This is a genomic window from Leclercia sp. CFBP8987 (genome assembly GCF_034044995.2).
Classification (GTDB): domain Bacteria; phylum Pseudomonadota; class Gammaproteobacteria; order Enterobacterales; family Enterobacteriaceae; genus Enterobacter; species Enterobacter tamurae.
Genome location: NZ_CM188255.1, coordinates 2940161 through 2956846 on the forward strand (window position 1 = coordinate 2940161; position 16686 = coordinate 2956846).

18 protein-coding genes are annotated in these 16686 nt (G+C 57.8%); 8 read left to right on the forward strand and 10 right to left on the reverse strand.

All coding sequences use genetic code 11. The features are described 5' to 3' along the window. The first annotated feature begins 58 nt into the window (after positions 1 to 58). The 3 genes from rsmF (at position 59) to SOM40_RS14265 (ending at position 2141) form a co-directional block, all read left to right on the forward strand. Positions 59 to 1501, forward strand: coding sequence for a 16S rRNA (cytosine(1407)-C(5))-methyltransferase RsmF (rsmF, locus tag SOM40_RS14255; protein WP_106993304.1), 1443 nt, complete (start codon positions 59 to 61; stop codon positions 1499 to 1501). 104 nt (positions 1502 to 1605) lie between these two features. Then, positions 1606 to 1845: a YebV family protein gene (locus SOM40_RS14260; RefSeq protein WP_106993305.1), complete on the forward strand. Its 240-nt coding sequence runs from the start codon at positions 1606 to 1608 to the stop codon at positions 1843 to 1845. A 104-nt stretch (positions 1846 to 1949) separates the two neighbouring features. Next, positions 1950 to 2141 (forward strand): YdfD/YebW family protein, encoded by a 192-nt coding sequence (locus SOM40_RS14265; RefSeq protein ID WP_106993306.1) that lies wholly within the window; start codon positions 1950 to 1952, stop codon positions 2139 to 2141. Here the strand turns inward: SOM40_RS14265 and pphA are convergent, their stop codons facing one another. Continuing rightward, positions 2142 to 2786, reverse strand: a complete 645-nt coding sequence (gene pphA / locus SOM40_RS14270) for a protein-serine/threonine phosphatase (protein WP_320530227.1) — start codon at positions 2784 to 2786, stop codon at positions 2142 to 2144. It abuts the gene before it with no gap. Between the two features lie 177 nt (positions 2787 to 2963). Between pphA and SOM40_RS14275 the strand changes: the two genes are divergently transcribed. Then, positions 2964 to 3911 carry a VirK/YbjX family protein gene (locus tag SOM40_RS14275; protein WP_313824129.1) on the forward strand — a complete coding sequence of 316 codons (948 nt, stop codon included), beginning with the start codon at positions 2964 to 2966 and terminating at the stop codon, positions 3909 to 3911. Positions 3912 to 4310: 399 nt separating this feature from the next. Here SOM40_RS14275 and SOM40_RS14280 read toward each other — a convergent pair whose 3' ends face one another. From SOM40_RS14280 to yobA, 3 genes are read right to left on the reverse strand one after another with little or no spacing between them, the layout of a single operon-like run. Beyond that, positions 4311 to 4649 (reverse strand): YebY family protein, encoded by a 339-nt coding sequence (locus tag SOM40_RS14280; RefSeq protein WP_225758544.1) that lies wholly within the window; start codon positions 4647 to 4649, stop codon positions 4311 to 4313. A gap of 14 nt (positions 4650 to 4663) precedes the next feature. Continuing rightward, positions 4664 to 5536 carry a copper homeostasis membrane protein CopD gene (copD, locus tag SOM40_RS14285; protein ID WP_261644004.1) on the reverse strand — a complete coding sequence of 291 codons (873 nt, stop codon included), beginning with the start codon at positions 5534 to 5536 and terminating at the stop codon, positions 4664 to 4666. Continuing rightward, positions 5537 to 5911, reverse strand: coding sequence for a CopC domain-containing protein YobA (yobA, locus tag SOM40_RS14290; RefSeq protein WP_320530228.1), 375 nt, complete (start codon positions 5909 to 5911; stop codon positions 5537 to 5539). Positions 5912 to 6047: 136 nt separating this feature from the next. Here yobA and SOM40_RS14295 point away from each other — a divergent pair, with 136 nt between their 5' ends. From SOM40_RS14295 to exoX, 3 genes are all read left to right on the forward strand, one after another. Then, the gene (locus tag SOM40_RS14295; RefSeq protein WP_032611906.1) at positions 6048 to 6278 is read left to right on the forward strand and encodes a DNA polymerase III subunit theta; all 231 of its coding nucleotides are present in this window, start codon (positions 6048 to 6050) and stop codon (positions 6276 to 6278) included. Between the two features lie 107 nt (positions 6279 to 6385). Next, entirely contained in the window at positions 6386 to 7042 is a 657-nt protein-coding gene (locus SOM40_RS14300; RefSeq protein WP_312076956.1) for a nitrilase-related carbon-nitrogen hydrolase, read from the forward strand. Positions 7043 to 7066: 24 nt separating this feature from the next. Continuing rightward, complete coding sequence (gene exoX, locus SOM40_RS14305) at positions 7067 to 7729, forward strand: exodeoxyribonuclease X (RefSeq protein ID WP_106993313.1); 663 nt, start codon at positions 7067 to 7069, stop codon at positions 7727 to 7729. Here the strand turns inward: exoX and ptrB are convergent. From ptrB to yebF, 3 genes are all read right to left on the reverse strand, one after another. Further along, on the reverse strand, positions 7711 to 9792 hold the full coding sequence (ptrB, locus tag SOM40_RS14310) for an oligopeptidase B (protein WP_225758540.1): 2082 nt from the start codon (positions 9790 to 9792) through the stop codon (positions 7711 to 7713). The two genes, exoX and ptrB, sit on opposite strands and share 19 nt — an antisense overlap. Positions 9793 to 9882: 90 nt before the next feature. Beyond that, complete coding sequence (locus SOM40_RS14315; protein ID WP_320530229.1) at positions 9883 to 10533, reverse strand: tellurite resistance TerB family protein; 651 nt, start codon at positions 10531 to 10533, stop codon at positions 9883 to 9885. Between the two features lie 87 nt (positions 10534 to 10620). After that, entirely contained in the window at positions 10621 to 10974 is a 354-nt protein-coding gene (gene yebF, locus SOM40_RS14320; protein WP_106993316.1) for a protein YebF, read from the reverse strand. A gap of 148 nt (positions 10975 to 11122) precedes the next feature. Between yebF and purT the strand changes: the two genes are divergently transcribed. After that, entirely contained in the window at positions 11123 to 12301 is a 1179-nt protein-coding gene (gene purT / locus SOM40_RS14325) for a formate-dependent phosphoribosylglycinamide formyltransferase (RefSeq protein ID WP_106993317.1), read from the forward strand. A gap of 90 nt (positions 12302 to 12391) precedes the next feature. On the opposite strand, the gene SOM40_RS14330 is transcribed toward purT, so the two are convergent. The 3 genes from SOM40_RS14330 to zwf form a co-directional block, all read right to left on the reverse strand. Then, on the reverse strand, positions 12392 to 13033 hold the full coding sequence (locus tag SOM40_RS14330) for a bifunctional 4-hydroxy-2-oxoglutarate aldolase/2-dehydro-3-deoxy-phosphogluconate aldolase (RefSeq protein WP_106993318.1): 642 nt from the start codon (positions 13031 to 13033) through the stop codon (positions 12392 to 12394). Positions 13034 to 13072: 39 nt separating this feature from the next. Then, on the reverse strand, positions 13073 to 14884 hold the full coding sequence (gene edd / locus SOM40_RS14335; RefSeq protein ID WP_320530230.1) for a phosphogluconate dehydratase: 1812 nt from the start codon (positions 14882 to 14884) through the stop codon (positions 13073 to 13075). A gap of 233 nt (positions 14885 to 15117) precedes the next feature. Then, positions 15118 to 16593 (reverse strand): glucose-6-phosphate dehydrogenase, encoded by a 1476-nt coding sequence (gene zwf / locus SOM40_RS14340; protein ID WP_106993320.1) that lies wholly within the window; start codon positions 16591 to 16593, stop codon positions 15118 to 15120. Positions 16594 to 16686: the final 93 nt, after the last annotated feature.

Below are 16686 nucleotides of genomic sequence, written 5' to 3' on the forward strand. Positions count from 1 at the left end.
AACCCACCGGAGCCTTTATGGTACACTGCGCGCCTCTTTTACTCCCTGTGGTGCGCTCGTGTCTCAACGTCCCGTCTATCTGCCAGATGAATTTCTGGCGCAAATGCGCCAGGCTCTGCCTGACCCTCTCGCTCTCGATGCGTTTATCGCTGCCTGTCAGCGGCCGCTGCGCCGCAGCCTGCGCGTCAATACCCTGAAAATCAGCGTGGCGGATTTCCTCACGCTTGTTGCCCCGTACGGCTGGCAACTCACCCCGGTTCCGTGGTGCGAAGAGGGATTCTGGATCGACCGTGACGACGAAGAAGCCCTGCCGCTGGGCAGCACCGCCGAGCACCTGAGCGGGCTGTTTTACATTCAGGAAGCCAGCTCCATGCTGCCGGTTGCCGCGCTGTTTGCCGACGACAACGCACCCGCCCGGGTGATGGACGTGGCGGCAGCCCCTGGCTCCAAAACGACCCAAATCGCTGCGCGGATGAATAATCAGGGGGCGATCCTCGCCAATGAGTTCTCCGCCAGCCGCGTTAAGGTGCTGCATGCCAACATCAGCCGCTGCGGGATCAGCAACGTGGCGTTAACCCATTTTGATGGCCGCGTGTTCGGTGCCGCCCTGCCGGAAGCCTTCGATGCGATCCTGCTGGACGCCCCCTGCTCCGGCGAAGGGGTGGTACGCAAAGATCCCGACGCGCTGAAGAACTGGTCCGTCGCCAGCAATCTGGAGATCGCCGCCACCCAGCGCGAGCTGATCGACAGCGCTTTCCATGCCCTGCGCCCCGGCGGCACCCTGGTCTACTCTACCTGTACCCTTAACCGCGACGAGAACGAAGCGGTCTGCCTGTGGTTACAGGAACAGTATCCCGACGCCGTAGAGTTCCTGCCGCTAAATGACCTGTTCGCCAGCGCCGGTGAATGCGTTACCCCGGAAGGCTTCCTGCACGTCTTCCCGCATATCTACGACTGTGAAGGCTTCTTCGTGGCAAGGTTGCGTAAAACTGCCGCTATCGCGCCGCTGCCTGCCCCGAAATTTAAGGTCGGCAACTTCCCGTTCACGCCGCTCAAAACCCGTGAAGCCGGGCAGATCGCCGCTGCGGCAAATCTGGCAGGTCTGCAGTGGGGCGATAATCTGCGCCTGTGGCAACGCGACAAAGAGGTGTGGTTATTCCCGACCGGGATTGAGCCGCTGATCGGTAAAGTGCGCTTCTCCCGCCTCGGCATTCGACTGGCCGAAACCCACAACAAAGGTTACCGCTGGCAGCATGAAGCGGTGATCGCCCTGGCTGGCAAGGACAATACCTTTGCCTTAACCCAGCAGGAAGCCGAAGAGTGGTATCGCGGCCGTGATGTCTGGCCGCAGGAGAGCCCTGCCGGGGATGATGCGGTAGTGACGTATCAGGGTTTTCCCATCGGGCTGGCGAAAAAAGTGGGCTCGCGTCTGAAAAACAGTTACCCACGCGAACTGGTTCGCGACGGTCGTCTGTTTACCGGTAACGGCGACGCGAGCTAAAAAAAGGCACTTTTTTACTGGCGCTTTTGCTCTCCATTGACCAGGCTGAAAAGTGGGCGACTATACTGGTCGTACCAGACCACAGTGAGTTTATGGAGAGCATTATGACGAAAACCAATGTGCGCATTGGCGCATTCGAAATCGATGATGCCGAGTTAAACGGCGATACGCAGGGCGAGCGAACGTTAACCATCCCCTGCAAGTCCGATCCCGATCTGTGCATGCAGCTCGACGCCTGGGATGCAGACACCAGCGTCCCGGCTCTCCTCGATGGCGAACACTCCGTGCTATACCGCGAGCATTACGATCACCAGTCCGATGCCTGGATCATGCGCCTTGCATGATTCAGAGAGAACCCGCCCGCAGGCGGGTTATTTGTCTGTCTTTTTCCCCCTTCCCTGAATCATCCCCTACAATATTAATACGATAGTGAATGCTGAGGGGCATGATGTACGCACTGGTGCTGTTTATCTGTTATCTGGACGCGGGTTGCGAAGACCTGGTCGTGGACGTTTACCGTACCGAAATCCAGTGTGAGGCTTCGATGGACGATCAGCGGATCCGCCACGGCGGGTGCTATCCGGTAGAGGATTTTATCGATGGCTTCTGGCGTCCGGCACAAGAGTATTCCGACCTCTGATCACTGCAGTTGCGCCAGGGTCAACGACCCGCCAAACACCGCTCCGGTGTCGATATAGTGCAGGTTCTGGCAATCAAACCGCTTACTTAGCGGCGTATGGCCAAACCAGAAGTGATCGGCTCCGGCAATTCCCTCCTCATGGCCGTTCATTAAGTCCCGCAGGCGGTCCCGGTTCCACAAAATGGGTTGCTTCGCGACCGGTTTATCCCAGTGATACTGCGATGACGGGTAATCGGCATGGGCAATCACGTTCACGCCGTTAGCGCAGGTGATTTCGATAATCCACGGCAGCGTTTCGCAACGCCTGAACAGATCCACAGCCTGCTGCCGCTGTTCGCCCTTTAATTCGGCAAACCAGACGCCACCATTCATTAACCAGAGTCCAAAGCTCTTATTATGCAGGGCATCCAGCGCCATCTGCTCATGATTGCCACGCACCGCATAAAACCAGTTTTCATTTAATAACTGCAGGCATTTCACGCTGTCCGGCCCGCGATCGATCAGATCGCCGACGCAAATAAGTAAATCCTCATACGGATTAAGATGTCGCTGCTTTATTTCATCCATAAGCAGTTGATAACACCCGTGAAGATCGCTTACCACCCAGACGTGTCGCCAGTTGTGACCATCAATTTTTAGATACATAGCGCCTCCTCAGGATCAGTATAGTCGCTGCGGAATGGACCACTGAGGAGGCAAGAAGGCGTGCGGTTTAATAACCTCAATCGATATTAAACGAAGCGGAAATAAAGGCTTAGCAACGGTTAAATCATTATCCGATGACCTTTAAGATAATCGCAGAATTATAAAGAGGCCTTCATCGTGTCAAATACTATCCTGCCTGCTGAGGTGCCATACGCGCACCGTTCTTCCGTTATTCTCGCGCTGGCGAAAGGCGATCTTACGCCCGGGCCGCTATGGCAGAAACGTGATTACCGGCTGAAATTCTTCCTGCGCACCCTGCTGTTCTGGTCTTCGACCACCCGTATGCTGGAGACGATCGCCCGCCGGGATGATTTTTCAACCCTGCTGAAGGCGCAGCCGACGCTGCCGGTGAAAACCCAGCGCCAGTATCTCACTCGCGGACTGTCGGCCGGTGAGCGCGCCGGTGCGATCCTGCACCACTATGCCTGGATTGATGCCCTGCCGGATAGCGGCCTGGCTCACCTCTTTACCAGCCCGACGCCGCTTCCGCTGCTGCAGTTCGCCACCAAAGAGGAGGCCAGCTATACGATCTATGCCACCTCCGCGGTGAAGGCCGAGCGTGAGGGTGAAACCACACTCTGGTTACGCGCCGGGGATAATACCCTGCTGGCGAGCCTGACCTTCAGCGTGATCGCGGAAAACGGGCGCAGCGCGCTGGTGATTGGTGGCCTGCAGGGGCCGCGCCGGGATGTCGGCCGGGAGACGATCAAAAACGCTACCCGCGCCTGTTATGGTCTGTTTCCTAAACGTATCCTGCTGGAAGCCGTTTTCAATCTGGCGAAGCAGTCAGGGATCGGCGCCCTTTACGGCGTCAGCGATGAAGGCCATGTCTTTCGCGCCTTGCGGTACCGGCTGAGTAAAGGCCGGCACCTGCACGCCAGTTACGATGAGTTCTGGGCCTCACTGGGCGCTAAGCAGGACAATGCCTTCCGCTGGGCGCTGCCATCCGGTATGGAGCGCAAATCGCTGGAGAGCATTGCCAGTAAGAAACGCGCTGAATATCGCCGTCGTTTTCAGCTGCTGGATGAGATTGAACAGGCTATCCACACCCGGTTTTGCTGCTAATACCTGCTTTCATCGGTAACAGGCAAAAATTTAACACAAGCGCTAAAAAGCGCTGGACTTCCGCCGGGCGTAGTGTGGTATGGTTTAAGGAATAACAGAGGATGTTGCCCAACTGTTAAAGTCCGCAACAGGAAAATGCGTTTACTTTCAACAGATAAAAAGAGACCGAATACGATTCCTGTATTCGGTCCAGGGAAATGGCTCTTGGGAGAGAGCCGTGCGCTAAAAGTTGGCATTAATGCAGGCTAAGTCGCCTTGCACTTTAAGAATAGATGACGACGCCAGGTTTTCCAGTCCGCAGCAAAAGTGGCCTGAAAAAAAGCGTTAGCCTGTCCTTAAACACAAAAACCGCAATGCTTCCGAAGAGAAGCCTGCGGTTTTTTTATTGGAAACGGAAAGCTAGCAGAGCGTGTTGGCGCGCTCAATGAACGGCGCCAGACTCTTTTTCTGTCCTGGGTTGGCCGGGTCATCAACCTGGATAATCGCGATCGGCTGGCCTTTGCTTGTACCGCTGTCGACCTGCTGCTGCGCTACATCATTCAGCGGATACTGTACCAGGGTACTCGGGTTGATGGCATACAGGGCATGACCCGGACGGCAGGTCAACATCACCTCTTCCCGGTTAAACGCCCATTTGTCTTTACCCACTTCAAACCGGCTAACGGTGATCACCTGCGGTGCCGCCAGCGCCGTGCCGGAACAGGCCAGCAATAAAAGAGAAAGTACGGTTTTTTTCATTGTGTTCCACCTCGTCAGAAGGGTTCCCAGGTCGCGAACAGGCTGACTGCCGCCAGAACCAGCGCCCCCAGCACAACCTCAGTCTGCGTCATCCTGATAAAATAACGTTGCTCACGTCCGTCGCCGGAACGAAATCGCGGCACCAGAACATACCGATTCACCAGGGCAATTACCACCATCATTGCCACCAGCGCACATTTCAACAACAGCAGTCGTCCCCATTCTGAGTGCCACGGCAGTGCCCAGCCCTGGATCAGCAGGGTATTGATCGCCCCCGTGAGTAAGACCCCGGCGACGGCCAGATGACCGTAGCGCGAGAAGCGCATCATGGTGAGGATAGCTGCCTCCCGCCAACGCCCGCGCGACAGACGCAGGCAAAACAGCAGCGGCATTAAGCCCCCCAGCCAGACAGCGGCACACAGCAGATGCAGGGCATGATTACTGCGCTGCACCCTGCCCAGAATGCCCTCATGCATCGCCGCATGCCCGGTTCCCGCCAGCAGGATAAACTGCGCGGCGGTAAACAGCAGCAGCAGGGGCGCGGCTTTGCGGGGTTCCAGCCAGGCAATCCACACGGTTACGAAGGCCAGCATCATCTGCCATAGCCAGACCCGACCAAACTGCGTGGTCAGCACCGCTTGCCAGGTGCCCGGGCTGATAACATCCTGCCAGCCATTGCCCATCATTCCACCTTGCAGCGCCAGCATGATCAGGGCTGAAAGCAGAGTGATAAGCGCAATCGCTTTTTGCCGACGGCGAAAGCGCCGCGTCAGTAAACGCCGCAGGGAGAGAGGCGCCAGCCAGGCGCTGTACAGGGCGTTGCCGAACAGCAGCATCAGGGCGGAAAAATGGACAAAGCGCAGCGTAACGTAGCAGAACGCCAGCATTTATTTCACGCTAAAACGGTAGCTACCCTGGGTTTTATGACCATCCACGGAGACCACGTGCCAGTCCACCTGGTAAGTGCCTGCCGTCAGGGATGACGCCATCGGCACGATCAACTGGGTCGGATCTTTTTCGTTGCGTTTTACCGCTCCGGTTTCAACGGGCTGCTGTTTATCATCCTTGACGGAAACGCCGCTAAACCGCGGTTCGATCCCCTCGGAGAAGTTAAGCGTCAGTGCCTGCGGCGCCGCATCCAGGGCAGCATCGGCCGCGGGGTACTGATGCTTTAAATGGGCATGGGCAAAGACAACCGGGGTTGTCAGCGTCGTCAACAACAGAGTCAGCGTGCAGACAGCACGGGAAAGGCGCATCGCCATCACATACATTCCTTTTTGTTATGCCTGATTGTCAGAGGATAACTCTGTATAATGTTCCAGTCGAGGATCATCCTGCCCGGGCTTGTCAATAGGCCGCCGTTTGGGTAACGTTGGCCCGCAAATGAAGGAGACGGTTATGAAGATTAATCTCGCCACCCTCCCCCAGGAGGAGATGGACAAAGTGAATGTGGATTTAGCCGCTGCGGGCGTGGCATTTAAAGAGCGCTACAATATGCCGGTTATCGCTGAGGTGGTAGAGCGGGAACAACCGGCGCATCTGCGCGACTGGTTTCGCCAGCGTCTGATTGCGCATCGATTGACCTCTGTGACCCTTTCGCGCCTGCCGTGGGAGCCGAAAGTTAAATAACCTTACGCCGGGTTACAATTCCTTACACAGATTATGCCAGGATACAAAGCCCTGATTCATTCAGGGGCTTTATGAATCTCTGCGACTCCGTGCATAAGGAAATCACGATGTCTCACTGGACTATTGCGGCTGCTCAGTACCAGCCGACCCATCATTGCGTGGACGACCACGTATCACACCATCTACGTTTTATCACCGCCGCCGCACACCAGCAGTGCAATTTGCTGCTCTTTCCGGAACTCTCGTTAACCGGCCCGGTCTTACCAGACAGCCAACTCCCTGCCCCACCCGCTCACCAGCAGATCGCGCCGCTGCACGAGGCTGCCCAGGCGTGTAACGTCTCGGTGATTGCCGGGATCACGGTGGAGGATAACGGCCAGCGTCAGCGTGGGCTGGCGTGGCTGAGCCCGGATCAGCCGCAGGCCATTTTCTACCCGCATGGCGCAGGTGCCTGTCTGGAGAGCCGACACAGCGGCCTGTCTCTTGTCGATGCCCACGCCGAGCCGCCCAATATCACCCCCAACGCCACGCTATTTACCCGCGGTATGGCGGTGAGTGAAGCGGAGAGGCCCGCCTCATTTGCGCAGTGGCAGCGTTTTGCCCACCGCTATGGGATTGCGGTGCTGGTGGCGAATCACGACGGCGGTAGCGCCCTGTGGGATGCCCGCGGACAGTTAATCCTTCGCGCCGATTCCGGAGAGGTGTTATTAACGGGTCGGTATGTGGAGCAGAGTTGGCAAGGCGAGATCATTCCATTACGCTAAACCTTTTACGGCCAGGAGAGAGCCATGCTACGTGTCATCGACACCGAAACCTGCGATCTGCAGGGAGGGATTGTGGAAGTGGCGTCTGTCGATGTTGTGAACGGGCAGATCGTCAATCCATGCAGCCATCTGGTGCGTCCGGATCGCCCTATTAGCCCGCAGGCGATGGCTATTCACCGCATCACCGAGGCGATGGTGGCCGACAAACCCTGGATTGAAGAGGTGATCCCGCATTACCACGGCAGCCAGTGGTATGTGGCCCATAACGCCAGCTTCGATCGCCGCGTTTTGCCCGAGATGCCGGGAGAATGGATCTGTACCATGAAGCTGGCCCGGCGCGTATGGCCGGGCATCAAATACAGCAACATGGCGCTCTATAAGTCGCGCAAACTCAGCGTCAGAACGCCGGAAGGGCTGCATCATCACCGCGCCCTGTACGACTGCTATATTACCGCCGCGTTGCTGATTGATATCATGAATACCACCGGCTGGACCCCGGATGAGATGGCCGACATCACCGGACGACCGGCGCTGCTAACCACCTTCACCTTCGGTAAATACCGCGGGAAACCGGTGGCAGAAGTGGCAGACAAAGATCCGGGCTATCTGCGCTGGCTGTATAACAACCTCGACAGAATGAGCCCCGAGCTGCGTCTGACGTTAAAGCACTATCTGGGCGGATCCTGATCCGCCTCGCCGGACCGGCTGGTCAATGTCTCCTGCGCCAGGCCGACAATAAACGCATATTCCAGCGCCACCCCTTCATAGGATTTAAAGCGCCCGGATTTCCCGCCGTGTCCGGCATCCATATCGGTGCAGAGCAGCAGTAAATTATCGTCGGTTTTCATTTCACGCAGTTTCGCCACCCACTTTGCGGGCTCCCAGTATTGCACCTGGGAGTCATGCAAGCCGGTGGTAACCAGCATATGCGGATAGGCTTTCGCCTCGACGTTGTCGTAGGGGCTGTAGCCTTTCATGTAGCGGTAGTAGGTTGCATCCTGCGGGTTGCCCCACTCCTCGTACTCCCCGATGGTCAGCGGGATGGATTCATCCAGCATGGTGGTCAGCACATCGACAAAGGGCACCTGCGCCACCACGCCTTTAAACAGCCCCGGACGTTCGTTAATCACGGTGCCCATCAGCATGCCGCCTGCGCTGCCCCCCATCGCGAAGCACTGTTTCCTGTCGCCATAGCCCAGCTCGAGCAGCCCATCGCAGACATCGAGATAGTCGTTGAAGGTGTTTTTCTTTTTCAGGAACTTGCCGTCTTCATACCACTTCTGCCCCAGCTCGCCGCCGCCGCGGATATGGGCGATAGCGAAGATAAAGCCCCGGTCGAGCAGGCTTAAGCGGCTACTGCTGAAATCGGCATCGATGCTGGAGCCATACGAGCCGTAGCCGTAGATGAGGATCGGGTTTTTGCCTTTGCGGAAATGGTGCTTATGGTAGACCAGCGAGACCGGGACTTCGGTGCCGTCCCGGGCCACAATCCAGACGTGCTCACTGCGGTAGAGTTCAGCGTTAAAGCCTTTGACCTCGGCCTGCTTCAGCACCTTGCGTTGCCCGGTGTCCATATCCAGCTCGAACAGGGTGTCCGGCGTGGTCATGGAGGAGTAGCCGTAGCGCAGACGCGATGTTTCCGGCTCGGGGTTATAGCCGATCCAGGTGACGTAGGCGGGATCGTCGAAGGCGATCCCGATCACCTCCCGGGTTTTGCGATTGATCTGCCGCAGGCTGGTCAGCCCGCGCTGGCGCTCTTCCACCACCAGCCAGTCGGTAAACAGGGTAAAGCCTTCGAGCATCACCTGATCCCGGGGTGGGATCAGCACTTCCCATTTGCGTTCATCGCGCACTTTGGTTTTGTAGAGGCCAAAGTTTTTGCCCTCCCGGTTGGAGCGCAAATAGAAGGTGTGCTGGAAGTGGTCGAGGCTGTACTCGTGATCCTTGCGCCGCGGCATAAAGCACAGGGGCTGAGCGTCCGGCAGCTCGGCGTCCAGCAGCAACACCTCGGTGGTCGTGGCGCTGGCGAGGAAGATAATCACGTAGTGTTTCGACGTGGTCTTATGCAGGCTGACGTAAAAGGTTTCGTCTTTCTCCTCATAGACCAGCTCGTCGCTGGTGGACGCAGTGCCTACCGTATGTCGCCAGACCTGAAAGGGGTGCAGCGTGGTGGCATGCTTTTTAATGTAGTAGACCGTCTCCGAGTCGTTGGCCCAGATAAAATCGGGGGAGACGTTATCGAGCATCTCGGGATACCAGTTCCCGGACTCCAGGTTGCGGAACCGGAGTCCGTACTGCCGTCGGGAGAGGTAGTCTTCGGCCAGCGCCATAATGGCGTTATCCGGCGAAACCGCCATGCCGCCCAGGGTATAAAACTCGCTGTGCGAGGCCCGCTGGTTAGCATCCAGCAGCGTTTCCCACTCTTCCCACTCGGCGCAGAGCACCGACTGGCGCTGATAGATGGCGTATTCGTTCCCGGGCTCATAGATGTGCCGGTATCGATAGCCATTGCGACTCCAGGGCGCTGAGACATCACGCTGCGGGACGCGCTCGACCATTTCGTTGAGCAGACGGTCCTGCAGCGCCTGCTGCGTCGACATGACCCTGCGACCATAGTCATTTTCATCATGGAGGTAGTCCAGTACCTCCGGCTGTGAGCGGGTATCGTCGCGCAACCAGTAATAGTTGTCGATACGCGTGTCACCGTGCGCGGTGAGAGCGTGCGGTATGCGTTGGGCTTTAGGTGGCATGTCAGTATGATTCTTTTACGATTTACACCCTATAAGGTTGGCAAAACATGCGCACGATGCAAGCGAAACGGGATACCCGGGGGTAAAAAGTTAGCCGGGGAGCGCCTGTTTTTGCTGGCGAATATCCTGTTCGATCCCCTCGCGGACGTCAGCCGGAATTTTCAGCGCATCCCCCAGCGCATTGAGATAACTACGCTCCATAAAGTGATCGATATCGATCGCCGCGCAGCTCAGGAAATAGAGCTCCAGCGCTTCCTCTTCGTTTTTGATCCCCTGCGCCAGACGCTGTGGATCAAGGGGCTGCTCAATGGCCTGCGCCACCAGCGCCCTGCCCTGCTCCTCCACGCCCGCTTCCCGCAGCTGCTGCTCAATGGCGGCACGCTCCTGATCGTCAATGTGGCCGTCACTCTTCGCCGCAAAGACCAGGGCCAGGATCAGCCTTTCGCTGCGCACATCCAGCGCCGAGGCCTGCTGACCAAACTGCGCTTCGCCCTGATGGGCGCTACGCACTCTGTCCTTATACTTGTTCCACAGCACGGAGCCCGCAATCGCGCCACCGCCTGCCAACAGGGCACCGGTGCCGTATTTCGCCAGCAATTTACGCGAGGATTTATTCGCCACCAGCAGCCCGGCAAGGCCGCCAAGCGCCCCTGGCGACAGCATTTTGCTCAGCCCTTCGCCCGAGGAGGACCCCGTTTTCTGCCCCAGCATAGACTGTAATTGATTCAACCAGCTTGACATGATTTCCCTCACTTAACGGTGGATGAATTTCACAGCCTAAGCGAGGGGATGTCAGGAAATGTCTACGCTGACAAAAGAAGCGAAAATTCACCTCTTCGACGCGAGATACTGCGCACTGCCCGCTTTGCAGTCGACCTTCACCTGATAATGAATATCGGTGTTTTTCCCGCGTACCGTCAGCGGCACGGTCCAGCGATCTTTTTCACCCTTCACCTCCTTCGGGTTGATCCACGCCACCGGGTCGGCCATCCCCAGCGTCTTTTGATCGTCAGCCCAGCGCACGATGCGGTTTTGCAGATAATCCCGCTTCACGCTGGCGGCCATGCCCTCGGCATTCTGACCTTCGCAGGTCGGAAACTTCACGGTTTTCTCATCGGCGGCCTGCGCCGTCAGGCTGGCACCCAGCATCGCCAGCGCCATCACTACCCCTGTTTTGTTCATCATGTTCTCCTGTATTGGTTCCCCAAAAGCATGGTCCAAAACGGCCGCGATGCAAATAACCGCCTGTCATCCCGATGGATTTCCGCGAAGCAAGACAGACGCAAACGTTTTCGTTTATACTGCGCGCAACTTTTTCAGGGGGATGATTATGACTCGTTTAGGTACTGCGCTGCGTCCGGCAGCGACGCGCGTAATGTTGCTCGGCTCCGGTGAACTGGGCAAAGAGGTGGCCATTGAGTGCCAGCGTTTAGGCATTGAAGTGATCGCCGTCGACCGCTATGCCGATGCCCCGGCCATGCACGTCGCCCATCGCTCGCATGTGATTAATATGCTGGATGGCGAAGCCCTGCGCGCCGTGATTGCCGCAGAAAAACCGCACTTCGTGGTGCCGGAAATCGAAGCCATCGCCACCGATACCCTGCTGGCGCTGGAAGCCGAAGGCCAGCGCGTGGTGCCCTGTGCCCGCGCCGCGAAGCTGACCATGAACCGGGAAGGCATTCGCCGCCTGGCGGCGGAAGAGCTGGCCCTGCCTACCTCCCGCTACCGTTTTGCCGACAGCAAGAGCGATTTTCTGCAGGCGGTGAACGACATCGGCTACCCGTGCATCATTAAGCCGGTGATGAGTTCCTCCGGCAAAGGACAGAGCTTTGTGCGCAGCGCCGACCAGCTGGATCAGGCCTGGGATTACGCCCAACAGGGGGGCCGCGCCGGAGCCGGACGGGTGATTGTTGAGGGCGTGGTGCAGTTTGATTTTGAGATCACCCTCCTGACCGTCAGCGCCGTTGATGGGGTGCACTTCTGCGATCCTATTGGCCATCGTCAGGAAGATGGCGACTACCGTGAATCCTGGCAGCCGCAGCAGATGAGCCCGCTGGCCCGTGCACGCGCCGAGGAGATCTCCCGCAAAGTGGTGCTGGCCCTGGGCGGCCATGGGCTGTTTGGCGTCGAGCTGTTCGTCTGTGGCGACGAGGTGATCTTCAGCGAAGTCTCCCCGCGTCCGCACGATACCGGCATGGTGACCCTGATCTCGCAGGATCTCTCCGAGTTTGCCCTGCACGTCCGCGCCTTCCTCGGCCTGCCGGTCGGCGGCGTGCGTCAGTATGGTCCCGCGGCATCGGCGGTGATCCTGCCCCAGTTGACCAGCCAGAACGTCACCTTTGATAACGTCGATGCGGCAGTGGGCGCGGGCCTGCAGCTGCGTCTGTTCGGTAAGCCAGAAATAGAAGGTTCGCGTCGTTTAGGCGTGGCGCTGGCGACGGGTGACAGCGTGGAAGAGGCGGTAGAGCGGGCGAAACAGGCCGCCGCCAGCGTGCAGGTCGCAGGATAAAAAAAACGGGCCGAATGGCCCGTTTTATTATCGGCGTAGGCCGGGTAAGCGCAGCGCCACCCGGCAAAAAACGCGCACAATACCTAAATCTTACTGCTGCGCGCCTTCAACCGCTTCGCGCGCCAGCTTAGTGATGCGATCCCAGTCGCCCGCTTCCAGCGCATCCGCCGGAACCAGCCAGGAGCCACCGATGCACAGCACGCTTTTCAGCGCCAGGTAGTCACGGTAGTTCGCCGGAGAGATGCCGCCAGTCGGGCAGAAACGCACATTGGCGAACGGACCTGCGATAGCCTGCAGCGCTTTGGTGCCGCCGTTGGCTTCCGCCGGGAAGAATTTGAACTCTTTCAGACCGTAGTCCAGACCCAGCATCAGTTCAGATACGGTGCTGATGCCCGGGATCAGTGGAATGGAACCTTCGGTTGCCGCTTTCAGCAGCGGCTCGGTCAGACCCGGGCTGATGGCGAACTGCGCACCGGCTTCGGTGACTTCAGCCAGCTGCTGTGGGTTCAGCACGGTGCCTGCACCAATGATGGCTTCCGGCACTTCTTTGGCGATGGCGCGAATCGCATCCATTGCACAGGCGGTACGCAGGGTCACTTCCAGGACGCGAACGCCACCAGCAACCAGCGCTTTCGCCATCGGCACAGCGTGTTCCAGCTTGTTAACCACGATCACCGGCACTACCGGGCCAGTTTTCAGGATTGCTTCTGCACTTGTCTTCCAGTTTTTCATCAGAGTTTTTCTCTCGCCAGATCGATAATTCTTGTCGTCTTAAAACGTAATACAGGTCGCGCCCTGCTCTGCGCCCGAGAGGTTCTCGCGCAGCGCACTGAACATTTCGCGCCCCGTGCCCACGCGCGATGCGCTCAGGTCAGGAATATGTGGCTTACGTGCGGCAAGGACCGCCTCATCCACCAGTAAGGTCAACTCGCCGGTCTGACCGTTAACGCGGATGATATCGCCATCGTACACTTTTGCCAGCAATCCACCGTCGTAAGCTTCCGGGGTGACATGGATGGCAGAAGGCACTTTACCTGATGCGCCGGAGAGGCGTCCATCGGTTACTAACGCAATTTTGAAACAGCGGTCCAATAATACACCAAGTGGCGGCATTAGTTTATGTAATTCTGGCATGCCATTCGCTTTTGGCCCCTGATGACGGACCACAACCACGCAATCTTTATCCAGCAGTCCGGCTTCAAACGCGGGCAGCACGTCATGCTGACTCTCGAATACCACCGCCGGCGCTTCAATAACCTGGTTCTCCACCGGCACCGCAGAGGTCTTCATGACTGCCCGCCCCAGGTTGCCGTTCAGCACTTTGGTGCCGCCGTGGTGAGAGAAGGGTTTGTCGAAGGTGGCGATCACGCTGTCATCCAGCGAGGCCTGAGCCCCTTCACGCCAGTCCAGCTCGCCGTCGTTCAGCCATGGCTCGAGGGTGTAACGCTGCAGGCCGAAACCGGCCACCGTATTGACGTCTTCGTGCAGCAGGCCGCCTTTCATCAGCTCACGCATCAGCACCGGTACGCCGCCCGCCGCCTGGAAGTGGTTAATGTCCGCCGGGCCGTTCGGGTAGAGACGGGTCATCAGCGGCACCACTTCAGACAGGTCAGAGAAATCGTCCCAGTTGATCAGAATGCCAGCCGCACGGGCCATCGCCACCATGTGCATGGTGTGGTTGGTGGAGCCGCCGGTCGCCAGCAGGGCCACGATACCGTTGACCACCACTTTCTCGTCGACCATTTTACCGAGCGGCATCCACTCGTTGCCGTTCCCGGTCAGGCGGGTCACCTGACGTGCCGCAGCGGCGGTCAACGCTTCGCGCAGGGGCGCATCCGGGTGGACAAACGACGAGCCCGGCAGCTGCATCCCCATAAATTCCACCACCATCTGGTTGGTGTTGGCGGTGCCGTAGAAGGTACAGGTGCCCGGCGCGTGGTAGGACGCGGCTTCTGACTCCAGCAGCGCCATGCGATCCACTTTGCCTTCTGCATACAGCTGGCGAATACGCACTTTCTCTTTATTGGCCAGGCCGCTGGCCATCGGGCCTGACGGCACGAACAGCGCAGGCAGGTGACCAAACGACAGCGCTGCCATCGCCAGGCCCGGGACGATCTTATCGCACACGCCGAGGTACAGCGCGCCGTCAAACATGTTATGTGACAGGCCCACCGCGGCAGACATGGCGATCACTTCCCGGCTCAGCAGCGAGAGCTCCATTCCGTCCTGGCCCTGGGTCACGCCGTCGCACATCGCAGGCACACCACCGGCCACCTGCCCTACGGCGTTGGCCTGGTGCAGCGCTTTACGAATGATGTCCGGGTAGGTCTCGTACGGCTGGTGCGCCGAGAGCATGTCGTTATAGGAGGTGATGATGCCGATATTGTTACGCAGCATGCTTTTCAGCGAGGCTTTATCTTCTGGCTGGCAGGCGGCAAAGCCGTGCGCCAGGTTACCGCAGGCCAGCTGCGAACGATGGACCGTATCGCTCTTCGCCTGCTGAATGCGAGCGAGGTAGGCTGAGCGGGTCTTCTGCGAGCGCTCAACAACGCGCTGTGTTACCCGTAACAAAATCGAATTCATAGAAGCTCCTGTCATTTATCTGTCCGCGCTCTGGAATTAACAAAGTGTTTAGCAGGCTATAACATCGCTGAAACGCTTGATTGCCGGAGCTCTGGGGCAAAATCGCTTCAGCCAGTGTAATAAAAAAAGCTCCGGGTGGAAATCCACCCGGAGCTTAAATGATTAAATATTGCGCACTGGCCTGAGCCAGATCATGTTACCGGTAAAATAACCCCTAAGGATTAACGGCCAGGTTACTCAAACTCGTTCCAGGAACGGCCATCACGGGTGATCATTGCCACAGAGGCAACCGGCCCCCAGGTACCCGCCTGATACGGTTTCGGTGCATCCTGATCCGCAGCCCAGGCTTCGGTGATGGAGTCAACCCACTTCCACGCCTCTTCCACTTCGTCACGGCGCACAAACAGCGCCTGGATGCCACGCATGGTTTCCAGCAGCAGACGTTCGTAGGCATCAGCCAGATGGTTCTGGTTGAAGGTTTCGGAGTAGCTCAGATCCAGCTTGGTGGTCTGCAGGTTGTGCTTGTGATCCAGGCCAGGCACCTTGTTCAGCACCTGAATATCCACGCCCTCGTCCGGCTGCAGACGAATGGTCAGTTTATTCTGCGGCAGCTCCTGCCAGGACTCTTTGAACAGGTTCAGTTCCGGATTCTTAAAGTAGACCACCACTTCAGAGCATTTGGCTGGCAGACGCTTACCGGTACGCAGGTAGAACGGCACGCCCGCCCAGCGCCAGTTATCGATATCCACGCGGATGGCGACGAAAGTTTCGGTACTGCTGGTTTTATTCGCACCCTCTTCTTCCAGATAGCCAGGCACTTTTTTACCCTGGGCAAAACCGGCGGTGTACTGGCCGCGAACCGTTTTTTCACGCACGTTGGAGCGATCGATGCGGCGCAGGGACTTCAGCACTTTTACTTTCTCATCGCGAATGCTGTCTGCGGAGAGATCTGACGGCGGTGCCATGGCGATCATGCAGAGGATTTGCAGCAGGTGGTTCTGGATCATGTCGCGCATCTGACCGGCCTGGTCAAAGTAACCCCAGCGACCTTCAATCCCCACCTCTTCCGCCACGGTGATCTCCACGTGATCGATGGTGCGGTTATCCCAGTTGTTCACAAACAGGGAGTTGGCGAAACGCAGCGCCAGCAGGTTCAGCACCGTCTCTTTACCGAGGTAGTGGTCGATACGGTAAACCTGGCACTCTTCGAAGTATTCCCCGACCTGGTCGTTGATTTCACGGGAGGTCGCCAGCGAGGTACCCAGCGGTTTTTCCATTACCACGCGTGCAGGCTTGGCGTTCAGTTTGGCTTCGCCGAGCCCTTTGCAGATGGCGCCAAAGGTGCTTGGCGGCATAGCGAAATAGTTGATGGTGACGCGATTTTTCTGATCGAGCATCGCGCCCAGTTCAGAAAAGGCCGAGGTGTCGTTCACGTCGAGGTTGCAGAAATCGAGACGTCCACTCAGCGTATCCCACAAACTTTCATCGATCTTCTCCTTCATGAAAGTTTCCAGCGCTTCGCGCACCACTTTGGTATACGCGTCTTTATCCCAGTCGGCACGGCCCACGCCCAGGATGCGCGTCTCCGGGTGGATTTGACCCGCTTTTTCCAGTTGATACAGGGAAGGCAGCAATTTACGGCGTGCAAGATCGCCTTTCGCGCCGAAAATGACCAGGTCACATGCCTGGGCTGTTTGCGTTACCGCCATGTCATTCTCCTCAGTTGGATACCCTGGTGCTTTTGCCAGAATATCGTTGTAATTTTATTACATGCACTCTACTGCTTTTATGTCATTCCCGAA

What these genes read in the sequence shown, in the direction of transcription:
- SOM40_RS14330 (WP_106993318.1), bottom strand. Translation starts at nt 13,033, where the DNA reads ATGAAAAACTGGAAGACAAGTGCAGAAGCAATCCTGAAAACTGGCCCG.
- pphA (WP_320530227.1), bottom strand. Translation starts at nt 2,786, where the DNA reads ATGTATCTAAAAATTGATGGTCACAACTGGCGACACGTCTGGGTGGTA.
- ptrB (WP_225758540.1), bottom strand. Translation starts at nt 9,792, where the DNA reads ATGCCACCTAAAGCCCAACGCATACCGCACGCTCTCACCGCGCACGGT.
- yebF (WP_106993316.1), bottom strand. Translation starts at nt 10,974, where the DNA reads ATGAACAAAACAGGGGTAGTGATGGCGCTGGCGATGCTGGGTGCCAGC.
- SOM40_RS14265 (WP_106993306.1), top strand. Translation starts at nt 1,950, where the DNA reads ATGTACGCACTGGTGCTGTTTATCTGTTATCTGGACGCGGGTTGCGAA.
- copD (WP_261644004.1), bottom strand. Translation starts at nt 5,536, where the DNA reads ATGCTGGCGTTCTGCTACGTTACGCTGCGCTTTGTCCATTTTTCCGCC.
- exoX (WP_106993313.1), top strand. Translation starts at nt 7,067, where the DNA reads ATGCTACGTGTCATCGACACCGAAACCTGCGATCTGCAGGGAGGGATT.
- zwf (WP_106993320.1), bottom strand. Translation starts at nt 16,593, where the DNA reads ATGGCGGTAACGCAAACAGCCCAGGCATGTGACCTGGTCATTTTCGGC.
- SOM40_RS14295 (WP_032611906.1), top strand. Translation starts at nt 6,048, where the DNA reads ATGAAGATTAATCTCGCCACCCTCCCCCAGGAGGAGATGGACAAAGTG.
- SOM40_RS14280 (WP_225758544.1), bottom strand. Translation starts at nt 4,649, where the DNA reads ATGAAAAAAACCGTACTTTCTCTTTTATTGCTGGCCTGTTCCGGCACG.
- SOM40_RS14260 (WP_106993305.1), top strand. Translation starts at nt 1,606, where the DNA reads ATGACGAAAACCAATGTGCGCATTGGCGCATTCGAAATCGATGATGCC.
- edd (WP_320530230.1), bottom strand. Translation starts at nt 14,884, where the DNA reads ATGAATTCGATTTTGTTACGGGTAACACAGCGCGTTGTTGAGCGCTCG.
- SOM40_RS14315 (WP_320530229.1), bottom strand. Translation starts at nt 10,533, where the DNA reads ATGTCAAGCTGGTTGAATCAATTACAGTCTATGCTGGGGCAGAAAACG.
- yobA (WP_320530228.1), bottom strand. Translation starts at nt 5,911, where the DNA reads ATGGCGATGCGCCTTTCCCGTGCTGTCTGCACGCTGACTCTGTTGTTG.
- SOM40_RS14300 (WP_312076956.1), top strand. Translation starts at nt 6,386, where the DNA reads ATGTCTCACTGGACTATTGCGGCTGCTCAGTACCAGCCGACCCATCAT.
- purT (WP_106993317.1), top strand. Translation starts at nt 11,123, where the DNA reads ATGACTCGTTTAGGTACTGCGCTGCGTCCGGCAGCGACGCGCGTAATG.